Raw genomic sequence first — 19,699 nt, 5'->3', positions numbered from 1 at the left:
GGCTCAGGCGGGATCCGATCCGGTGTGCAGCGCCAGACGGTGTGCCGGCGCCGTGTCGTGGCGCCTGGCAAAGTCCAGGGCGTCCGCCAGACCGCGCGCCGCGTTGTCGTAGGTGTAGTCGGCCACCAGTGCGCGGCTGCGGGCGGACATGCGCTGCCACAGTGCCGCGTCGGTCAGCAGCGCGCTGGCGGCATCGATCCAGGCGGGCAGGTCGAGCGGCAGGACGCGGCCGTTCTCGTGGTCGCGCACGATCTCGCCGGCCGAGCCGGCCACCGGCGTCACCAGCACCGGCAGGCCGACCGCACAGGCCTCGTTGGCCACCACGCCCCAGGGATCCCAGCTCGACGGGAACAGGAAGACCTTGCCCTGCCGGTAGGCCTGGGGCAGGGCGGCCTGGTCGAGAAAGCCGGGGAACTGCACGTCGACCAGATCCGCCAGGTCGCGTGCCTGTGCCTGCAGGCTGTCCCACAGCGGCCCTTTCCCCAGGAAGACCATCGAGACCCGCCGGCCGATGCGGCGTGCCACACCGGCGGCCACCTCCATCGCGAAACCGGGGTTCTTGACCGGGTGCATCCGCCCGCTGAAGATGAAGTCGACCGGCCGCTCCACCCCTGCCACGGCTGCCGCCTGGTCGACCGCCTGGAAGCGGGCCATGTCGGCACACAGGTGCGACTGGAAGATGGCGTCCGGCGCGATGCCGTACGAGGCGAACAGCCGCCGGGCACCCAGGCTCGGACCCACGAACGCCGCCGAGCGTGCGAACACGGCGCGGCGGACCTGCCGGTGGATCCAGGTCAGGGTCTGTTCGGATGTGTCGGTGCCGTCGGTCATGGCCACGTGCGGAATGTGCCTGCGCCAGGCATGGACGAAGGCCGCGAGGTAGGGCTGGCTGAACGAGGTGGTGACGATCACGTCGGGGGCGATGTCCGACAGCAGCGCGGGCAGACCGGCGGTGAAGTGGATGTACTTGTCGCCGACCTGCAGCTCCCGGGATGGCGGGAAGTGGGTCTGCACCAGGTCCGAGCGGGTCTCCAGCTGCCAGTCCCGGTTGCCTTCCTTGCGCGTCAGGTAGAGGCAGTGCACGTCGGCACCTGTCAGGGCGGGCAGGGCGGCGAACACCGGGATCCGGTAGGGCGACGGCATGTTGGTGACGATCGCGATCCGGGGGCGTCGGGCGGAATTCAGGGGACGCTGGTGAAGCATGGGATTGACGCGGAAATGCACTCGCTGTAGTGCCGGAATGGTAGTGAGGGCTGACGCTGCTGCGGTGTGCACATTGCCACGGTTTCCCCCTGGAACCAGGGGTCACCGGTGCATGGGGCGGTCCAGCCAGTCGATCAGGCGCTGCCCGAGCGCCTGGTGACCCGCCGTTGAGGTGTGGGTGTCGTTCGGACTGTAGAGGTCGCGGGTCTGGCGGCTCAGGTGCACGAAGTGGCTGAACAGGTCCGGGCCGAGTCCGGTGGTTTCCAGCACGGCGCCGATGCTGGCGGCCCGGTCGGGCTCCAGGTAGATGCTGGTCTTGTTGGGCACCACGAGCCAGGTGATGGCCAGTCCGGGATGCCGGGCGGAGAGCCGCTGCATCCGCTCCACCAGGGCGGGCGAGAAGGGCGGCGCTGTCCGGTCCTGCGCGAAGAACAGGCCGCGGTCGCAGGCCCGGTGGCTGAAGCGCTGGCAGCCGTCGGTCATGCGCTGGATACGGACCTGCTCGGCGCCATCGTGACGGTTGACCACTTCCGGGGCGTTCGCATGCAGGGCCCGCCAGGTGTGCCGGGTCGTCAGCAGCCCGGTGAACAGGGACTCACGGGTGTTCAGACCGAATACGCCGGCCGTTTCGTGGTCCCTGGGGGCCATCTGGCGAGTCTGCAGCGGGTGGGGGTCTCGGCGGGTGGCGCAGGCCAGGGAGCGGTCGAGCCGGTCGGCCAGCGCGCGCTCCACCGATTCGATCACCACGGTCCGGCTGTGGAACCCCTGTCTGCGCAGCGTCGATTCCAGATCGGCGCAGACCGGACCGAGCATCTCCCAGTGCACGGTGGCGACTTTCAGGCCCTGCGCGACCAGCACCGCCTGCCAGCGCAGGGGCGCTGAGAAACTGTCGCCGATGACCAGCACGTCAGCCTCGTCCAGCGCGCTGGACAAGCGCAGCGCCGGGTCCGTCGCAGGCGCCTGTACGTTCGGTCCGAACGCGGTTTCCGAGAGCCTGCCGATGCGGGTCAGATCGCCCTGGAACGGCGGGGTCAGGACCGTCCAGAGCAGCAGGGTGGCCACCACAGCCAGGCAGGTACCGAACACCCGCAGCCACAGTCGCTGGGCGGTGTCGTTGGTGTCAGGCGGTTTCATGGCGTGCGCATGGTCTGTCCGGCATCATCAGAACTGGAAGTACAGAAAGGCACTGTGCGTCCCCAGATGTGCCACGCCCGCCATGAACAGCCCTCCCGTGGCGAGCGCACTCAGCACGACTTGGCGGCGACTCGACACCCGGGGTGGCAGCCAGCGCGCCAGCGTGCCCGAGTTGGGCAGGCAGAACGCCACCCCGGCACACCCCAGGAAGTGTTGGTAGAACTCTGCCACCGGGTAGGGCAAGTCGAAGCCGCGGAAGGGGTGGCTCGACCAGCCGTTGAGCCCGGCCATGCCGCGGTAGAGCGCGCCGGCCACCTCCATCGACTCGGCCCGGAACACCACCCACGCCAAGGTCACCCAGGCGAAGGTCAGCCCTGCGCCCGCCCAGCGGCCCATCCGGCTGCCAGGCCGCGTGCCGAACCGCGCTCGCCACAGGTGATTGAGCACTAGCCCGGCGCCGTGCAGCGCACCCCAGAGGACAAACGTCCACGACGCGCCGTGCCACAGCCCGCCGAGCAGCATGGTCAGCACGAGGTTGAGGTAACGCCGCGCGGTGCCGTGGCGGTTGCCGCCGAGCGGCACGTAGAGGTAGTCGCGCAGGAACGTGGACAGCGAGATGTGCCAGCGGCGCCAGAAGTCGATGAGGCTGGTGGCCTGGTAGGGCGAGTCGAAATTGATCGGCAGCCGGATGCCCAGGCACAGCGACAGCCCGATCGCCATGTCCGAGTAGCCGGAGAAGTCGAAGTAGATCTGGAAGGCGTAGGCGAGGGCGCCCAGCCAGGCGGTCAGCGTGGTGAGGTCGACGCCCTGGCCGGCCGCGGCGAAGACCACGTCGGCGTACTGGCCCATCGGATCCGCCAGCAGTAGCTTCTTGGCCAGCCCGACCGTGAAGGTGGCCAGGCCTAGCACCAGCTTGGCGCGGTCGAGCCGGTAGCTGGCCGGGTCGGCGAACTGCGGCATCATCTGCGCGTGGTGCAGCACCGGGCCGGCGATCAGGTGCGGGAAGTAGGTGACAAACAGCAGGTAGTGCGAGAACGAGCGCTCGCGCACCTTGCCCGCCCAGGCGTCCACCAGGAAGGCGATCTGCGTGAAGGTGTAGAACGAGATGCCGATCGGCAGCAGCAGGTGGGGCAGCGGCCACGCGATACCCGCCGCCGCGTTGACGTTGCCGATGAAGAAGTCGGCGTACTTGAATACCGCGAGCAGGCCCAGGTTCACGGCCAGCGCGCCCCGCAGCCGCCACAGCCGCACCCGCTCGCTGCGCCCGGCCAGCGGCGTGACCCACAGGCTGGCGAGGTAGTTGAAACCGATCGAGGCCAGCAGCAGCGGCAGCGCCGACAGGCTCCACCAGCCGTAGAAGAACAGCGACGCCGCTCCCAGGAATCGCGCCGCCGCCAGCGCCCGCTGCGGCCCGAGCAGGAAATGCCCGGCCAGCACCAGCGGGAAGAACAGGAACAGGAACTCGTAGGAATTGAACAACATCGGCGGGTCCGCCTGGCGCCGCGCGTGGGTTCAGCGCCCCGGACCCCGGCGGCGCGCCCGGAGTGCCGACTGTGCCGCCCGGATGGCCGCGGCCAGCCCCGGCCAGGCCAGGTACACGCACTTGCGCACGCGCCAGCCAGGGTCCACCGGCGAAGACTGCAGCGCGATGCGCCAGCGGGACACAGCCCCTGGCGCGTCCAGCAGGGCGGCGACGAAGCGCTCGCGCTGGTACTCGCGCTCGATCGACCGCTGCACCACCTCCAGGCAGCCCGCCCGCGCCGCGTCCTGCAGCCACTGCTGGTGCAACGCGACGTGGATGACATTCAGCCGCCGCACCCAGGCGAGGTAGCGCTCGCCTGAGAACTCCCGCATCCGGTCCGACACGCCCCCGCGGCGGTAGCGCACCAGCGCCGCATCGACCGTGCAGGCGCCACCGCCACACAGCGCCCGCAGCAGGTTGACCTGATCCTCGTAAGACACGTGGGGCAGCAGCGGGCCGAAGCGCTCGAACAGCCGGCGGGTGAACGCATGGGCCGCGCCGATGATGTAGGGCCGCCGCTGCGCCCAGTCCTCCACGGTGCGCCACTGCGACAGGTCGTCCACCCGCACCACGCCGAGGTCTTCGCCTTCCGGGCTCATGTCGACGAGGTGGCTGGCGATCAGGTCGAGCCGCTGCCCCGAGGCGTCCCAGGCCTGCGCGACGCGAGCGACCCGCTCGGGCAACGAGAGGTCGTCGCCGGCCATCATCACCAGCAGGTCGCCCTGCGCCGCCTCGACGACTGCGTTGAAGTGGCCGTTGATGCCCAGGTTGCTCGCGTTGCGGCGCACCCGGACCTGGTGCGGCCCCTGGTAGGTGGCGGCCCTGGCCTGCATGCGGGCGAAGGTGTCGTCCGGCGAGGCGTCGTCGGACAGCAGGATCTCGATGGGCTCGCAGACCTGGACCAGCGCGCTGTCGATGGCGGCATCGATCATCGCGGACTGGTTGTAGGCGAACACCACCAGCGTGATGCGGGGGCGGCGCGTCGGGTCGCTCATGGCGCTCAGCTCCGGCGTCCGACGATGTCGGTCAGTGCGGCGACGACGGTGTCAACCTCGGCCTCGGTGTGCACCGGGCTGATCGGCAGGCTCAGCACCTGGTGCTGTAGCGCGCTGGCAATGGGCAGCGCCGGCCAGTGGCGGTCGGCATAGGCCTGCTGTTCGTGGCAGGCGATGGGGTAGTGGACCAGCGTCGTGATGCCGCGCTCGGCCAGTGCGGCCTGCACGCGTGCGCGCTCGGCCACCCGCACGACGAACAGGTGCCACACCGGCTCGCATCCCTCGACCGTGCGCGGCAGGCCGACGTTCACGTCCGCCAGCCCGGCGAGGTAGCGCTGCGCGAGGCGGTGGCGCACGGCGTTTTCCGTGTCCATCGCGGGCAGCTTGACGCGCAGCATCGCCGCCTGGAGTTCGTCCAGGCGCGAGTTCACGCCGATGGTCTCGTGGTGGTACTTGCGGGATGAGCCGTAATTGCGCAACTGGCGCAGCCTGGCCGCCAGCGCGTCGTCGTTCGTCGTCACCGCGCCACCGTCGCCGAGCGCGCCGAGGTTCTTGCCGGGGTAGAAACTGAACCCGGCCGCGTCGCCCAGCGCACCAGCGCGCACGCCGTGGTGACGCGCACCGTGGGCCTGCGCCGCGTCCTCGATCAGCTTCAGGCCGTGGCGGTCGGCGATGACGCGCAGCGCGGCCATCTCGGCGGTCTGGCCGTAGAGGTGGACCGGCAGGATTGCCCGGGTGCGCGGTGTGATCGCAGCTTCGACCAGCTCGGGGTTCAGGTTGGCGGTGTCAGGGCGTGGCTCGACCGGCACGGGCACCGCGCCCACCTGGCTCACCGCCAGCCAGGTGGCGATGAAGGTGTTCGACGGCACGATCACTTCGTCGCCTGGGCCGATTTCCATCGCGCGCAGGATCAGGTGCAGCGCGTCCAGCCCGTTGGCGACGCCGATGGCGTGGCGCACGCCGCACCACGCAGCGAACTCGACCTCGAAGTGGTCGCATTCCTGGCCAAGCACGTACCAACCGGAGGCGATCACGCGGGCGGCGGCGGCCTGCAGCGCGGCTTCATGGGGCGCGTTGACGCGCTTGAGGTTGAGGAAGTCGATCATGGCTGGGAGCGTGGAGCGGGCAGGGCGGCGGCGAGGAACTGGTCGTAGTCGCGGTAATAGTCGTCCTCGTCGTAGCGGTTGGACGCCAGCACCATGCAGACCGAGCCGGACGAGAAGTTGTCCAGCTCTCGCCAGATCATCGGGCAGACGTAGAGCCCGTAGTAGGAGCGATTGAGGTGGAAGCGGCGCTTGGCGGTGCCGTCGTCGAGGATCACGTCGAAGCTGCCTGACATGGCGACGATGAGCTGGTGCAGGCCCTTGTGGGCATGACCGCCGCGTTCGGAGCCGCCTGGCACGTCGTAGAGGTAGTAGACGCGCTGGATGTCGAAGGGAATGTGGCGCCCGCCCTCTATGAAGGTCAGGTTGCCGCGCGGGTCGGAGATCTTCGGCAGATCGACGAGGTGGCAGCGCTCCAGGGGCGTACTCATGTTCAGGTTCCTTCAGGCTGAGGCGAGCAGGGCAGGGTGCGGGCCGGGTTGCCGACCACGGTGAGGCCGGCCCGCACGTCGCGGGTCACCACCGCCCCCGCGCCCACCATCGCGCCCGCACCGATGCGCACGCCCGGCAGGATCACCGCCCCGGCACCGATCGAGGCACCGCGTTCGATGACGGTGTCTTCCCGGACGAAGTCGCGGTGGCCGCTGCGCGGATGGCGGTCGTTCGAAAAGGTCACGTTCGGGCCGATGAACACGTCGTCCTCGACGGTCAGGCCGTCCCAGAGCTGCACGCCGCTTTTCACGGTCACCCGGTCGCCGATGCGCACGTCGTTCTCGATGAAGCAGTGCGAGCAGACATTGCCGCCGCGACCGATGCGCGCGCCGGCCAGCACGACGACGAACTGCCAGACCCGCGTGCCGGCGCCGATGTGCGGGCTCTGCACGTCGGCCAGCGGGTGGATGAAGGGGGCGTCCAGCGAAGCAGACAGTTCAGACATGTTTCCAGGCTCCGTTCTCGCGCAACATGTGCAGGCTGTGGCCGGTGCGCTTTGTCTCCTCGGCGGACCACTGGTCGCGCTGCCGCTCGCGCTGCAGCTTGAAACGCTTGCGCGCCAGCCAGCCCATGCCGAGGCGGCTGTAGAAATAGTGCCGGTCACCGAGCGCCTTGGCCCCGGTTTCCTTCTTCATGGCCTTCTGCGTGATCGAGCCGAAGTGGTGGAACACCGCGTCGCCCACCGTGCCGACCGGGATGCCCGCGCGTGAGCAGCGCACGAGGTATTCCATGTCCTCGTGCCCGCCCAGCTTGCGGTCCGTGTCGGGGAAGCCGATCGCCTCGAACACGCTGCGGTGCACCGCGAAGCACACGCCGTGGAACCAGCCGCGGCGCACCGTTCCCGCCATCTTCACGAGGTATTCTGGCGCGAACTGCGCGTAACCGTAGTCTTCTGCGCCTTCGAGCAGCGCGGGGCTGACGACCTTCAGACCGTGCTGTTCCGCCGCGTCGAGCATCGCGTCGATCGCCCGCGGCCCGGCCAGCACGTCGTTGTTGAGCAGCACGACCCACTCGGCGTCGCCGGCCAGCAGCGCGCCCTGTGTCCACGCGCCGCCGCAGCCGAGGTTGACGCGGTTGCGCTGCTGCGCCAGTTCGGGGTGCCGGGCCAGCCACTGCGGGGTCTCGTCGGTGCTGGCGTTGTCGATGACGAGGATGTCGCCGGGCGTGACGCTCTGGGCGAGCAGGCTCTCGACGCACATCGCGGTGTAGCGCAACTGGTTGAGCACCGGGATGACGATGGTGTAGCGGCGGGTCATGGTGGGGGCGTGTCCTTCCTTGGCGGCGCGGCTCAGGCCACGAGCGTGTAGTGCTTGTGGCTCAGGTCCCAGCCGAACCAGCGTTCCAGCCGCATCGCGTGGCGGTGCTTGCGCTCGCGGCGGGTCAGCGGGTGGTTCGGGTCGGGCGTGAACGCGGGTTCGGCGTCGTGGGCCAGCCAGTCGGCCATGCAGGCAGGGTGCGTGCCGTCAAAGGGGCGCAGCGCCTGCGGGTCGATCGAGTAGCGCATCTTCGGCGGCTGGTGCGACCAGTATTTGCTGACCTGGTCCATCTTGGCCTGCATGTAGTCGAGCCGGCGCACGTGGCCGTAGTGGTAGATGTGGGCGTTGGCTAGCGCAGCTTTCGGGTGGCGGCCCTGGCGGTGCTTGTCCATCACGACCCAGAACTGGCCGTCCGGCGCATAGGAGCGGATCGTGTTGCGGATCAAGCGGCATTCGCGCCGGTACCAGGCCGGGCTCACGGCCAGCCACTGCGGCGAGCCGTAGAAGTGCAGGTAGTCGAAGACCAGCGCCTCGACCTGAGGATTGCCGTGGTGGCGGTCGACCGACGCGCGGATCGCCGCGAGTTCGCCCTCGTGCAGCACCTCGTCGCCTTCGAGGTAGAAGGCCCAGTCGCCGGTGCAGGCGTACTGCGCGATCATCTTCTGCTGGGCATAGACGAAGCCGCGCTCGGCCATGCGCTCGTTCCACAGCGTGTCGAGGATGCGGAGCTTCGGCTCGGTGGCGGCGAGCGCGTGGATGCGCGCGACCGTGTCGTCTTCGCCCGCCCCGAGCGCGATGACGAACTCGTCCACCAGCGGCAGGATCGAGCGGATCGAGGCCTCGAACGGGAAGCCCAGCTTCACGCCGTTGCGCAGGAAGGTGAAGCCGCTGATGACGGCGCGCGGGGCGGTGGAACTCATGCGCGCGGCGGGCGGGGCTGGCGGCCCATCAGGAAGAACTCGTCGTTGGGCCGCATGCCGATCAGGTTGGCCATGCGGTTGGACAGGCCGAAGAAGGCCGTGATGCCGCCGATGTCCCAGATGTCCTCGTCGCTGAAGCCGTGGGCGTGCAGCGCGGCGACGTCGGCCTCGTCGATGGCGGCCGAGTCCAGGCAGACCTTGAGCGCGAAGTCGAGCATGGCCTTCTGGCGCGGTGTCAGGTCGGCCTTGCGGTGGTTGACGGCGACCTGGTCGGCGATCAGCGGGTTCTTTTCATAGATGCGCAGGATGGCGCCGTGTGCGACCACGCAGTAGAGGCAGCCGTTCGCGCCCGAGGTGGCGACGACGATCATCTCCTTCTCGCCCTTGGTCAGCCCGGACGGGCGCAGCATCAGCGCGTCGTGGTAGTCGAAGAAGGCGCGGCATTCGTCGGGCCGGTGCGCCAGCGTCAGGAACACGTTCGGCACGAAGCCGGCCTTCTCCTGCACGCCGAGGATGCGGGTGCGCAGGTCCTCGGGCAGCGTGTTCAGGTCGGGCACAGGGTAGCGGCTGATGGGTGCGGTCGTCATGAAAGCGGTCTCCGGTCGATCCCGTGATTGTCGGGGCTGAAAGCAGCGGATTTCAGGTCTGGAACTGAAGGGCGTGCAGCCGGGCGAACAGGCCGCCTTGCGCCAGCAGTTCTGCCTGGGTGCCCTGCTCGACGATGCGCCCGCCTTCCAGCACCACGACCCGGTTGGCGCGTTCGATGGTGGACAGCCGGTGCGCGATGACGATGGCCGTGCGTCCGACCATCAGCCGCTCCAGCGCGGACTGCACCAGGCGCTCGGATTCCGAGTCCAGCGCCGAGGTGGCCTCGTCGAGGATCAGGATCGGCGCGTCCTTGTAGATCGCCCGTGCGATGGCCAGCCGCTGGCGCTGGCCGCCGGACAGGCGCTGGCCGTTGTGGCCGATGCGGGTGTCGATGCCGTCGGGCAGCGCGGCGGCGAAGTCGTGCAGGTTGGCGGCGCGCAGCGCAGCCTCGACCCGCACGCGGTCCACGGTCTGGCCGAGCGCCACGTTGGCGGCCACGCTGTCGTTGAACAGCACGACGTCCTGGCTGACCAGCGCGAACTGCTGGCGCAGCGCGGTGACGCGCCAGTCGGCCAGCGGCGTGTTGTCGATGCAGATGGTGCCGGCGGTGGGCTCGACGAAGCGGGCGAGCAGGTTGATCAGCGTGGTCTTGCCGGCGCCCGAGGGCCCGACCAGCGCGACCACCTGGCCGGCGGGGATGTGCAGGTCGATGTCCTGCAAGGCCGGGGTGTTCTGCTCGCCGTAGGTCACGGTGACGTGCTCGAAGGTGATGTCGCCGAGGGCGCGGCCCGGATCGAAGGGGCCGTCGCGCTCGACGGGAGCCTCGTCGATCATGGTCATGCCGCGCTCCAGCGAGGCGAGTCCGCGCGTGATGGGCACCGCGACTTCCGAGAGGCGCTTGATGGGTGCGACCAGCATCAGCATCGCCATCACGAAGCCGACGAAGCCGCCGACGGTCTGGCCGTCCTGCCCGCTCTGCCACAGCGCGGTGACGATCACGGCCGACAGCGCGATGGCCGAGAGCACCTGGGTCAGCGGCGTCATCGTGGCTGCGGCGGCGACCGACTTCATTGCGATGTGGCGCATGTCCTCGCTCATCGACAGGAAGCGCGCGGTCTGGTGCTGCTGCGCGCCGTGCATGCGGACCACGCGCCAGGCCTGGACGTTTTCCTCCACCGTGTAGGCGAGTTCGTCCGTGGCCTGCTGGCCCTGCAGCGTCAGGCGGTGCAGGCGGCGGCTGAGCGTGCGCATCACGAAGGCCACCGCCGGGAACAGCACCGCCACGAACAGCGTGAGCTGCCAGTTCATCCACAGCAGGTAGCCCAGCAGCGCCGCCAGCGTCAGCAGGTCGCGCAGCAGCGTCAGGCCCGAGGTGGACAGCTGCAGCGCGCCGGACTGCACCTCGTGCGCGACGATGTTGGTCAGCGTGCTGGTGGAGTGGGTGGCGTAGAGCTGCGGATGGGCGTCCATCAGGCGGCGGAACAAGGCCTCGCGCATGGCCTGCGTGCCGCGGTAGGCGACCCAGGCGAGGGTGTACTGGCCGACGTAGCCCGCAGCCCCGCGGACCGCGAACAGGCCGATGATCGCCACGGGCACCTGCCACAGCGGGATGCCGGCGGCCCCCTGCTTGAAGCCGGCATCCAGCAGGTGCTGCATCAGGCTGGGCACCATCGGCTCGGTGGCGGCGACGATCACGGTGCAGACCGCGGAGACGATGAAGCCCATGCGGCTCGGGGAGAAATACGGCCAGATGCGGCGCAGGCGCTGGAGCAGGGCTTTCATCGGAGCGGGCGAAGGCGATTCTGAAGAGCGGGGTCGCCGCGGAGGCGCGATTATCAGCGCAGGCGGGTTGTTGCCTACAATCCCCGGGTCCCGACCGTTCCGACCGTCCCTGTGCGCCCACTGCTCCTGTCTGCCCTGAACTTGACATGCCTCTGACGATTGCGCCGCGCTTGTCAGTGATCGTCATCACACGCAACGAAGCGCTGCGGCTGCGGCGCTGCCTGGAGTCGGTGTCGTTCGCCGACGAGTGCATCGTCGTGGACAGTGGCAGCACCGACGGCACGCCTGAACTGGCCGAAGCGCTGGGCGCCCGGGTGACCCGCACGACCGACTGGCCCGGATTCGGCGCGCAGAAGAACCGCGCGCTGGCGCTGGCCCGTGGCGACTGGGTGCTGAGTCTGGACGCCGACGAATGGCTGGACGACACGCTGGCAGCGCAGGTGCGGGCCGTGGTCGAGGCGCCGGGCGCGCCGGGCTGCAGCTACACGCTGTCGCGGCTGTCCTCGTTCTGCGGGCAGTGGATGCGCCACAGCGGCTGGTCTCCGGATCCGGTGCTGCGGCTGTTTCCGCGCGGCACGGCGCGCTTCAGCGACGACCTCGTGCACGAGCGGCTCCTGTGTGACCTGCCGACGCGGCCGCTGCCGGGACACCTGCTCCACGAGAGCATGCCGACGCTGACGGTCGCCAACGACAAGATGAACCGCTACTCCAGCGGACGCGCCGCCGACCTCCACGCCCGCGGTCGCCGCGGTGGTCTCGGCAGCGCCCTCGGGCACGGCTTCTGGGCCTTCGTGCGGACCTACGTTCTGAAACGAGGATTTCTCGACGGACGCATGGGGTTCATACTCGCGGTCCACAATGCCGAGACTTCTTACTACCGTTACCTGAAAATGTGGCTTGAATGCGACGATTCGACAAGTTGATGGACCGGCGCCTGTTCCTGCAACGTGGCTTGGGTGGCTGTGCGGTTCTGGCGACGGCCTTTCCGGCGGCGGCGCAGTTCCGGGTCGAGATCTCCGGCATCGGTGCGGCGCAGGTGCCCGTCGCCATCGCGCGCTTCCGGGACGAGGACAAGGCGCTGCACCCGGTGTCGCAGATCGTGCGGGCCGATCTGGAGCGCAGCGGCCTGTTCAAACTGGTGTCCGCGCCCGACAACCTCGACGAGAACGCGCGCCCGGTCTTCGCCGAATGGCGCAGCCGCAATGCCGATGCGCTGGCCGCCGGCACGGTCACCCGGCTGGCGGACGGCCGCTACGACCTGCGCTACCGGCTGTGGGACGTGGTCAAGGGCACCGAGCTGATCGCGCAGTCGCTGGCCGTGCCGAAGGACGATCTGCGTCTGGCGGCCCACCGCATCGCCGACGACATCTACCAGAAGCTCACCGGCGAGCGCGGCATCTTCTCGACCCGCATCGCCTACGTCTCCAAGGGGGCCGGTCGCTACACGCTGTTCGTGGCCGATGCGGACGGTGAAGGTTCCCGCTCCGCCCTGGGCAGCGCGCAGCCGATCATCTCGCCCGCCTGGTCGCCGGAGGGGAACGAACTGGCCTACGTCTCGTTCGAGACCGGCAAGCCGGTGGTGTACGTGCAGGATGTGCTCAATGGTCGCCGGCGCGCTGTCGCGGAATTCCGTGGCTCGAACAGCGCGCCAGCGTTCTCGCCGGATGGCTCCCAGCTGGCCGTGACGCTCACCAAGGACGGCAACTCCGAGATCTACGCGATGGGCCGGCAGGGCGACAACCTGCGCCGACTCACCACCGCGCCGGGCATCGACACCGAGGCGGCCTGGTCGTCCGACGGCAGGTCGATCTACTTTGTCAGCGACCGCGGCGGCGGCCCGCAGGTCTACCGCATGGGTGCGTCCGGCGGCAACGCCGAACGGGTCACCTTCAGCGGCAACTACAACATCAGCCCCGCCCTCAGTCCCGATGGCCGCTACATGGCCTACATCAGCCGCAACGGTGGCAACCAGTTCCGCCTGCAACTGATGGACCTCAATTCGGGAACTGTCACCGCACTCACGGACACCAACGACGACGAAAGCCCGAGCTTCGCACCCAACAGTCGGCTCATCATCTACGCCAGCCGCGCTGGCGGACGTGATCTGCTGATGACCACCACGCTGGACGGACTCATCAAGGCCCGTCTCAGTCCGCCCCAGGCGGATGTGAGAGAGCCGGTCTGGGGGCCTTACAGCCGCTGACCGCTGGTGCCGGGAGTCGTCTGGCGTCCTGTCTTTTGTCTTTCTGTTCGATCCCACCTTTCTGGAGCGTATTCATGAGCCCATTCCTCAACAGCCGCACCACGTGGCTGGCGTCCTTCGGTGCCGCCGTGCTGGTCCTGACCGGCTGTGCGTCGAATACCCGCGTCGAGCCGCCGGCGCCCGTCGAAAACCGCCTGGCCGGCGCTGGCACCGCCCCCACGGTCGCGCCGAACGCCAATGCCGGCGCCACCACCGGCCAGGCCGCACAGTCCACCGTCACGCCGGTTGACGTCACCCGCAACGATGCGGCCGCGAACGCAGGCGGCCGTGTCGTGTACTTCGATTTCGACAGCTACGTGGTCAAGGACGAGTACCGCAGCGTGGTGGAGAGCAACGCGCGGCGCCTGAGTGCCGACCGCAAGCGCCGTGTCCTGATCGAGGGGCACACCGACGAGCGCGGGGGCCATGAATACAACCTCGCGCTGGGCCAGCGCCGTGCCGAGGCGGTGCTGAAATCGCTGACGCTGCTGGGCGTGTCGGATGCGCAGCTGGAAGCCGTGAGCTTCGGCAAGGAAAAGCCGGCGGTCGCAGGCAGCAACGAAGCGGCATGGGCCAAGAACCGCCGTGCTGAGCTGAAGGACCGCTGAGATGCGCCGCGCTCCGCCCCTGACGCTGTCTGCACTGGCCGCTGCCGCCGTGCTGGCCCTGTCCGCGCTCTGGCCGGTCACGGCCAGCGCCGGGCTGTTCGATGACGAGGAGGCCCGCAAGGCCGTCGTCGATCTGCGCACCCGGTTCGAGCAGTCGCAGCGGCAGGCGGAGCTCGAGACCAGCGAACGCAAGGCCCTGGCCGCACAGCTTGCGGACCAGGCCGAGCAGCTCGGTGTGCTCAAGCGCAGCCTGCTCGATCTCAACGCGCAGATGGAGACCCTGCGCACGGAGATCGCCAAGCTGCGTGGCGCGGACGAAACGCTGGCGCAGGCCAACAAGGACCTGGCCCGTGAACTGGCCGACCTGCAACGCAAGTACAAGGACACGGTGGTTGCGCTCGACGACCGCATGCGCCGGCTGGAGCCGCAGCGGGTCTCGCTCGATGGCAAGGATGCCGTCGTCGAGGCGCCGGAGAAGAAGGCCTATGACGAGGCCATCGGCATCCTGCGCAAGGGCGAGTTCGCCAATGCGGCGACGGCGCTGGCTGCGTTCCAGAAGCGGTTCCCGTCGAGCGCCTACACCGGCCATGTCCAGTACTGGCTGGGCAATGCGCTCTACGGCAAGGGCGAGGTCAAGGAAGCCATGAACATCTTCCGGACCCTGGTCTCCACGACGCCGGACCACCCGCGGGCCTCCGAAGCCCTGCTGGCGCTGGCCAACTGCCAGATCGAGCTCAAGGACCAGAAGGGTGCGCGCAAGACGCTGGAAGAGCTGATCGCGAACTACCCGCAGTCCGAGGCCGCACAGGCCGGGCGGGAACGCATCAAGCAGATCAAGTGAACGTCCTGCATGACGACGACGATCGAGCTGGAACTGCCGGCGCTGGACGCCGATCTGGAGCGCCGCTTCGGCGGCCTGCGGCGCCTGTGGGGTGACGAGGGCTACCGCCGGGTGCGCGCGGCGCGGGTGGTGGTGGTGGGTGTGGGCGGCGTGGGCTCCTGGGCGGTGGAGGCGCTGGCGCGTTGCGGGGTCGCAGCGCTGGTGCTGATCGATCTGGACCATGTGGCCGAATCCAACATCAACCGCCAGGTCCAGGCGGTGGGGGCCACCGTGGGGGCTGCCAAGGTGCTGGCCTTGCGCGAGCGGGTGGCGGACATCCATCCCGGCTGCGTCGTGCACGCGGTGGAAGAGTTTGTCGAGCCCGCGAACTGGCCGGCGCTGCTGCCGATCGAGGTGGATGTCGTGATCGATGCCTGCGACCAGAATGCCGCCAAGTTCGCGATGGCCCGCTGGTCGATCGCGACGGGGCGGGCGCTGGTCATGGCCGGGGCTGCGGGTGGCAAGTCGAAGCCGGAACGCATCGAGGTGGCTGATCTTGCCGAGGTCACCCACGATCCCTTGCTGGCGCGGCTGCGCCAGCAATTGCGCAAGGACGGTGCCCCGCGCACGGGGCGCATGGGCGTGCGCTGCGTATTTTCGCGGGAGGAGGTTCGTCTGCCGCCGCAGGAGGATGCCTGTGCGGTCGACGGCAGCCTGAATTGCCACGGCTATGGATCCAGCGTGATGGTCACGGCCAGTTTCGGCATGGCCGCCGCTGCACAGGCGATGGAACTCGTCCGGGGGTCTTGACGAGACTGGTGGGTATTGGTTTAGAATCTATGGCTCGGCTTCAAGCAGTGCGGAATCGGTAACGAAGAAGCAATGCAAGAGGACGGGGCGGCGGGTCGTTAGCTCAGTTGGTAGAGCAGCGGACTTTTAATCCGTAGGTCGCAGGTTCGAGTCCCGCACGACCCACCAAGCGCCAAAAAGTGTGTTATAGTATCGGTCTTGACGCAATAAGCGTTAAGCAAGTGGGGTTCTTAGCTCAGTTGGTAGAGCAGCGGACTCTTAATCCGTAGGTCGAGTGTTCGAGTCACTCAGGACCCACCACCAGATACTGTCACACCACCGCATTTCAAATTGCGGGCTCTTAGCTCAGTTGGTAGAGCAGCGGACTCTTAATCCGTAGGTCGAGTGTTCGAGTCACTCAGGGCCCACCAGATTCTCTGGTCAACAAAGGGACTTGGCGCATGCCAAGTCCCTTTTGCATTGGCGCAGCGATTTTGCTCAGCGCTGGGTGCCTGCGTGCTGGCGCTGCAGTTCGAGCCGCTTCATGGCGAGATACTTGCCGCGGTCCATCTCGTGGAGCTGCTCCGCATGCCGCTCGGTGGCGGTGAACCAGTCGCGCAGGCGCTTCTCTTCCCGCTCGTCGGGGAGCGCTGACAGGCTGCCGAGGTAACTCTCGATCGCGAGAAAGTAGCGCATGGTGTTGCGCTCCACCACACCGCGCACCCCATGGATGTGGACCGGCCGACCATCGCTGCCCTGGCCGGTGACGCTGAAGCCGACCTTGTCACGGCCAGCGGACGCGAGGTAGATCTCCATCGCCACCAGCGCGGCCGTGCCATACGAATAAGCGTACGACATGTGGAGGAAGGCGTGCTTCGCGTCCAGCGGAATCGCTTCCAGTGCAAGACGGTAGTCGCTGGTGCCCAGCGGTCCGGAGGCCGCTGTCATCTGGACTCGGAGGTAGTCGCTGCTGGTGACAGGGACACGGTAGGCGAACCGGACCACGTAGGCCTCGCTCAGCGGCTGGTCGAACTTGCGCCCCACGGCCAGGCCCAGGGTCTGGCCTGGTGGCTCCCCGGCTGCGCCGCAGTGCTTCACGTTCAGGTGGAGGATCAGCAGGTCGCACCACGCCCCTGCGCTCCGCAGCGCGGAGGCCACGACGTCGAACGGCTGGTCGATGACAGCGTAGACCTCGCCCTTCAGGTCGCCCGAGGAAAGGCTGGACTCCAGTACCAGCGGCCGCTGGAACGGGCTCGACGCCAGCCGTGCGCGCAGGCTGGAATGCATGCTGCGCAGGGCGGCCGTGTCTTGCGCCTGGGCAGCGTCCACGCCGACCGTGCTGAAGACCATCGCCAATCCGATGGCCCGGATGAGCCGTTTTCCCGCAGACACCACCTCCACCTCCACCTCCCCAGGCCGAAAGTCCGAGTATGCGGGCAGCCCGGCAGTGCGGGTATCCGACCCGTTGCTGACTCATGCGGACGCTTGTGCCTGCCGTGGCCGCTCGATGCCGGTATCGCGGGCGATCTCGCTGGTGGCCAGCTCGAATTCTTCCATCAGGCGCTGGAGGGTCGGGGTGTCGCACAGTTGCCCGCTGGTCCGGGAGGCATTCTCGACCGCACGGGTCTGCATCGAGAAGCGCCGCGCACCGACCGTGGCGCCGCTGGAGGCCAGCTTGTGCGCCGAGAAAATCAGGCCTTGCACGTCGCCCTGGGCGTGTGCGTGGCACATGGCCTGCATCAGCTGGTTGCCGTCGTCGTAGAAGAGTTCCAGCAGACGGCGGACCAGGCTGCCGTCGGTGTCGAGGGCGCGGACTTCTTCGAGGACCTGGCTGTCGAAGGTCGGGATGCCGGTTTCCCGATGCACTGCTGCGGCCGGAGTCGGCGCGCCATGCGGGAGCTGGGGAGAGGCTGCCGATGCGCTGGCCAGCCAGCGCTGCAGCATCGCCCGCAGGCTGGCTCCCGAGAAGGGCTTGCTCAGGTAATCGGACATGCCCGCGTCCAGGCAGCGTTCCCGGTCACCGTGCAGGGCGTTGGCCGTCAGCGCGATGATCGGGGTCGGGGGGGTGGCCGTGCCTTCCCAGTCGCGGATGCGGCGGGTGGCCTCGAAGCCATCGATTTCCGGCATCTGGCAGTCCATCAGGACCACGTCGAACCGTTCGGTCCGCACCCGCTCGACGGCTTCCCGACCGTTGTGTGCCAGCGTCACGGTGCAGCCCATCTTCTGCAGCATGGCGATGGCGACCTGCTGGTTGATGGGGTTGTCTTCCGCGAGCAGCACGTGTGCGTCCAGCGGTCCGGTGGCGGCACCCGGCGCCGGGGCGGTCCCGGGACCCGCCGCGGTCTGGTCCGGTCGGGTTTCGGACGCCAGCGCCGATCGGATCGCCGCCAGCAGATCGGTCTGTCGCACCGGCTTGTCGAGGGTCGTGTGGAAGCCCGCATCCTTGGCCGCCTGCGCCTCGTTGGACGAGGTCAGCGAGGTGAGCATCACCATGGGCAGGGCCTTCAGCTCCGGATCGCCACGCACCACGCGGGCCAGCTCCAGCCCGCTGAGGCCGGGCATCTTCATGTCGATCAGGGCCAGATCGTAGGGCGCGTCATGCGCCTGTGCGTCGCGCAGCAGCATCAGCGCCTGCAGGGCATCGCCCGCACTCGCGCGGCGCAGGCCCATGGATTCGACCTGGTGCTCCAGCAGAGTGCGGTTCGTCGGGTTGTCCTCGACGATCAGGACCTTGCGGCCGAGCACGTCCGGGTGGGGGGGCAGTGCCACCGACGGTGTGTCCTCCAGCGGCAGCTCGAACCAGAAGGTCGAGCCCTGGCCTTCGCGGCTGACCATGCCGATGCGGCCGTCCATCAGGTCGGTGAGCTGCCGGGAAATCGCCAGACCCAGGCCGGTGCCGCCGTACTGGCGCGCCATCGAGCCGTCGGCCTGCGTGAAGGACTGGAACAGGCGCTCCTGCTGCGTGGCACCGATGCCGATGCCGGTGTCGCGCACCTCGAAGCGCAGGTGGGTCCGGTCCGCGCCGCTGTGCACGCCCAGCACCTCGATGACCACCTCGCCCTCGTGGGTGAACTTGATCGCGTTGGCCACGAGATTGGTCAGGATCTGCCGGATGCGGCCCGCGTCGCCCTTGAAGGCCAGCGGCAGCGACGGCTCCACCCCGCAGGCCAGCTCCAGGCCCTTGCGGTGGGCACGCTCGGCCAGCAGCGTGGCCACTTCCTCGACCATCGCGCGCAGATTGAAGGGCAGGATCTCCAGCTCCATCCGGCCGGCCTCGATCTTCGAGAAGTCCAGGATGTCGTTGATGATGCCGAGCAGCGATTCGCCGGACTGCTGGGCCGTCTGGGCCAGACGCTGCTGGGTCGGGTTGACGCCACTCTCCAGCAGCAGCTCGATCATGCCCAGCACGCCGTTCATCGGCGTGCGGATCTCGTGGCTCATGTTGGCCAGGAACTGCGACTTGGCCTGGCTCGCGGCCTCGGCGGCTTCCTTCGCGTGGCGCAGCTCGACCGTGCGGGCATCCACTTCCTGCTCCAGGTGGTCGCGGTGTGCGGACAGCGCCAGTTCGCGCTGCCGGATCTGGTCCAGCATCTCGTTGAAGCCGTGGATCAGCGTGCCGATCTCGTCCTGCCGTCCACCGTCCACGCGCACGGTGTAGTCCTGTTCGCGCGTGATGCGGTGCGTGGTGGCGGCCAGATGCTCGATCGGGGCGACCACGTCCCGTCGGGCCCAGCGGGCCACGACCAGCGAGGCGCCGAAGGCCAGCAGCGAGATGCCGGCCGTCTGCGCCAGCTGGCGCGCGATGGCCGCCCACATCTCGGTGAGATCGGCGTGGATCACCACCTGGCCGATCGCCTCTGCATCCGTCGTGATGGGGCGCTGCAGCGTGACGGTCCGGTTCAGCCCCAGCGTGTTGATGAGGCCGGAGGTCTGGTCTGGCGCTTCTGCGCGCGTGTAGCGGGCCAGGACCTGGCCATTGCCGGCCATGATCTGCGCGTCGGTGATGTTGGCTTTCACGCGCAGCGCCGACAGGGTCTCGTTGGCCGCCTTCGTGTCGCCGAAGGCCAGCGCCGCTGCGCTGTTGCTCGCCGTGATGTCGGCCAGGGTGCTCAGCTGGGCGCGGGTGTCGCGCTGGTACTGGTCGATCTGGCTGTACGCCGAGGCTGCATAGGACAGCAGCAGGGCCACGCCGGTGCTGGCGGCCATCAGCAGCCCCAGGCGTCGCCCGATCGACATGGACTGGAT

General features: G+C 68.6%; 18 protein-coding genes and 3 tRNA genes. 8 read left to right on the top strand and 13 right to left on the bottom strand.

What is annotated here, in order from left to right; translation table 11 throughout:
- Window positions 1-3 precede the first annotated feature (3 nt).
- From BDD16_RS20810 to msbA, 11 genes are all read right to left on the bottom strand, one after another.
- On the bottom strand, window positions 4-1,143 hold the full coding sequence (locus BDD16_RS20810) for a glycosyltransferase family 4 protein (RefSeq protein ID WP_179635688.1): 1,140 nt from the start codon (window positions 1,141-1,143) through the stop codon (window positions 4-6).
- 162 nt (window positions 1,144-1,305) lie between these two features.
- The gene (locus tag BDD16_RS20805) at window positions 1,306-2,337 is read right to left on the bottom strand and encodes an alginate O-acetyltransferase AlgX-related protein (protein WP_179635687.1); all 1,032 of its coding nucleotides are present in this window, start codon (window positions 2,335-2,337) and stop codon (window positions 1,306-1,308) included.
- A gap of 27 nt (window positions 2,338-2,364) precedes the next feature.
- Window positions 2,365-3,819: an MBOAT family O-acyltransferase gene (locus tag BDD16_RS20800; RefSeq protein ID WP_179635686.1), complete on the bottom strand. Its 1,455-nt coding sequence runs from the start codon at window positions 3,817-3,819 to the stop codon at window positions 2,365-2,367.
- A 30-nt stretch (window positions 3,820-3,849) separates the two neighbouring features.
- Window positions 3,850-4,854, bottom strand: a complete 1,005-nt coding sequence (locus BDD16_RS20795) for a glycosyltransferase family 2 protein (protein ID WP_179635685.1) — start codon at window positions 4,852-4,854, stop codon at window positions 3,850-3,852.
- Window positions 4,855-4,859: 5 nt separating this feature from the next.
- Window positions 4,860-5,960 (bottom strand): DegT/DnrJ/EryC1/StrS family aminotransferase, encoded by a 1,101-nt coding sequence (locus tag BDD16_RS20790; RefSeq protein WP_179635684.1) that lies wholly within the window; start codon window positions 5,958-5,960, stop codon window positions 4,860-4,862.
- On the bottom strand, window positions 5,957-6,388 hold the full coding sequence (locus tag BDD16_RS20785; protein ID WP_179635683.1) for a sugar 3,4-ketoisomerase: 432 nt from the start codon (window positions 6,386-6,388) through the stop codon (window positions 5,957-5,959). The genes BDD16_RS20790 and BDD16_RS20785 overlap by 4 nt, the downstream gene beginning before the upstream one ends.
- A 2-nt stretch (window positions 6,389-6,390) precedes the next feature.
- Window positions 6,391-6,894 (bottom strand): acyltransferase, encoded by a 504-nt coding sequence (locus BDD16_RS20780; RefSeq protein ID WP_179635682.1) that lies wholly within the window; start codon window positions 6,892-6,894, stop codon window positions 6,391-6,393.
- Window positions 6,887-7,705 carry a glycosyltransferase family 2 protein gene (locus tag BDD16_RS20775; protein WP_179635681.1) on the bottom strand — a complete coding sequence of 273 codons (819 nt, stop codon included), beginning with the start codon at window positions 7,703-7,705 and terminating at the stop codon, window positions 6,887-6,889. The genes BDD16_RS20780 and BDD16_RS20775 overlap by 8 nt, the downstream gene beginning before the upstream one ends.
- 32 nt (window positions 7,706-7,737) lie before the next feature.
- The gene (locus BDD16_RS20770; protein WP_179635680.1) at window positions 7,738-8,625 is read right to left on the bottom strand and encodes a glycosyltransferase family protein; all 888 of its coding nucleotides are present in this window, start codon (window positions 8,623-8,625) and stop codon (window positions 7,738-7,740) included.
- Window positions 8,622-9,212, bottom strand: a complete 591-nt coding sequence (locus BDD16_RS20765) for a peroxidase-related enzyme (protein WP_179635679.1) — start codon at window positions 9,210-9,212, stop codon at window positions 8,622-8,624. The genes BDD16_RS20770 and BDD16_RS20765 overlap by 4 nt, the downstream gene beginning before the upstream one ends.
- 52 nt (window positions 9,213-9,264) lie before the next feature.
- Window positions 9,265-10,995: a lipid A export permease/ATP-binding protein MsbA gene (gene msbA / locus BDD16_RS20760; protein WP_179635678.1), complete on the bottom strand. Its 1,731-nt coding sequence runs from the start codon at window positions 10,993-10,995 to the stop codon at window positions 9,265-9,267.
- Window positions 10,996-11,141: 146 nt separating this feature from the next.
- Between msbA and BDD16_RS20755 the strand changes: the two genes are divergently transcribed.
- From BDD16_RS20755 to BDD16_RS20720, 8 genes are all read left to right on the top strand, one after another.
- Window positions 11,142-11,918 (top strand): glycosyltransferase family 2 protein, encoded by a 777-nt coding sequence (locus BDD16_RS20755; protein ID WP_179635677.1) that lies wholly within the window; start codon window positions 11,142-11,144, stop codon window positions 11,916-11,918.
- Window positions 11,918-13,198, top strand: a complete 1,281-nt coding sequence (gene tolB / locus BDD16_RS20750; protein ID WP_179636281.1) for a Tol-Pal system beta propeller repeat protein TolB — start codon at window positions 11,918-11,920, stop codon at window positions 13,196-13,198. The genes BDD16_RS20755 and tolB overlap by 1 nt, the downstream gene beginning before the upstream one ends.
- Before the next feature lie 74 nt (window positions 13,199-13,272).
- Entirely contained in the window at window positions 13,273-13,845 is a 573-nt protein-coding gene (pal, locus tag BDD16_RS20745; protein ID WP_179635676.1) for a peptidoglycan-associated lipoprotein Pal, read from the top strand.
- Window position 13,846: 1 nt separating this feature from the next.
- Window positions 13,847-14,686 carry a tol-pal system protein YbgF gene (ybgF, locus tag BDD16_RS20740; protein WP_179635675.1) on the top strand — a complete coding sequence of 280 codons (840 nt, stop codon included), beginning with the start codon at window positions 13,847-13,849 and terminating at the stop codon, window positions 14,684-14,686.
- 9 nt (window positions 14,687-14,695) lie between these two features.
- On the top strand, window positions 14,696-15,475 hold the full coding sequence (locus tag BDD16_RS20735; protein WP_179635674.1) for a tRNA threonylcarbamoyladenosine dehydratase: 780 nt from the start codon (window positions 14,696-14,698) through the stop codon (window positions 15,473-15,475).
- Between the two features lie 92 nt (window positions 15,476-15,567).
- Window positions 15,568-15,643 (top strand) — tRNA-Lys (locus BDD16_RS20730).
- A 56-nt stretch (window positions 15,644-15,699) separates the two neighbouring features.
- Window positions 15,700-15,775: transfer RNA gene (locus BDD16_RS20725), tRNA-Lys, on the top strand.
- A 34-nt stretch (window positions 15,776-15,809) separates the two neighbouring features.
- Window positions 15,810-15,885 (top strand) — tRNA-Lys (locus BDD16_RS20720).
- A 67-nt stretch (window positions 15,886-15,952) separates the two neighbouring features.
- Here the strand turns inward: BDD16_RS20720 and BDD16_RS20715 are convergent.
- Both BDD16_RS20715 and BDD16_RS20710 read right to left on the bottom strand, forming a co-directional pair.
- Window positions 15,953-16,846, bottom strand: a complete 894-nt coding sequence (locus BDD16_RS20715; protein WP_310732786.1) for a hypothetical protein — start codon at window positions 16,844-16,846, stop codon at window positions 15,953-15,955.
- Between the two features lie 81 nt (window positions 16,847-16,927).
- Window positions 16,928-19,690: a response regulator gene (locus BDD16_RS20710; protein WP_218897892.1), complete on the bottom strand. Its 2,763-nt coding sequence runs from the start codon at window positions 19,688-19,690 to the stop codon at window positions 16,928-16,930.
- Between the last annotated feature and the right edge of the window lie 9 nt (window positions 19,691-19,699).

The organism is Sphaerotilus montanus (genome assembly GCF_013410775.1).
Taxonomy (GTDB): Bacteria; Pseudomonadota; Gammaproteobacteria; order Burkholderiales; family Burkholderiaceae_C; genus Sphaerotilus; species Sphaerotilus montanus.
Note: the sequence above shows the minus strand (reverse complement) of the source record. Positions and strands in the feature narration are given on the sequence as shown.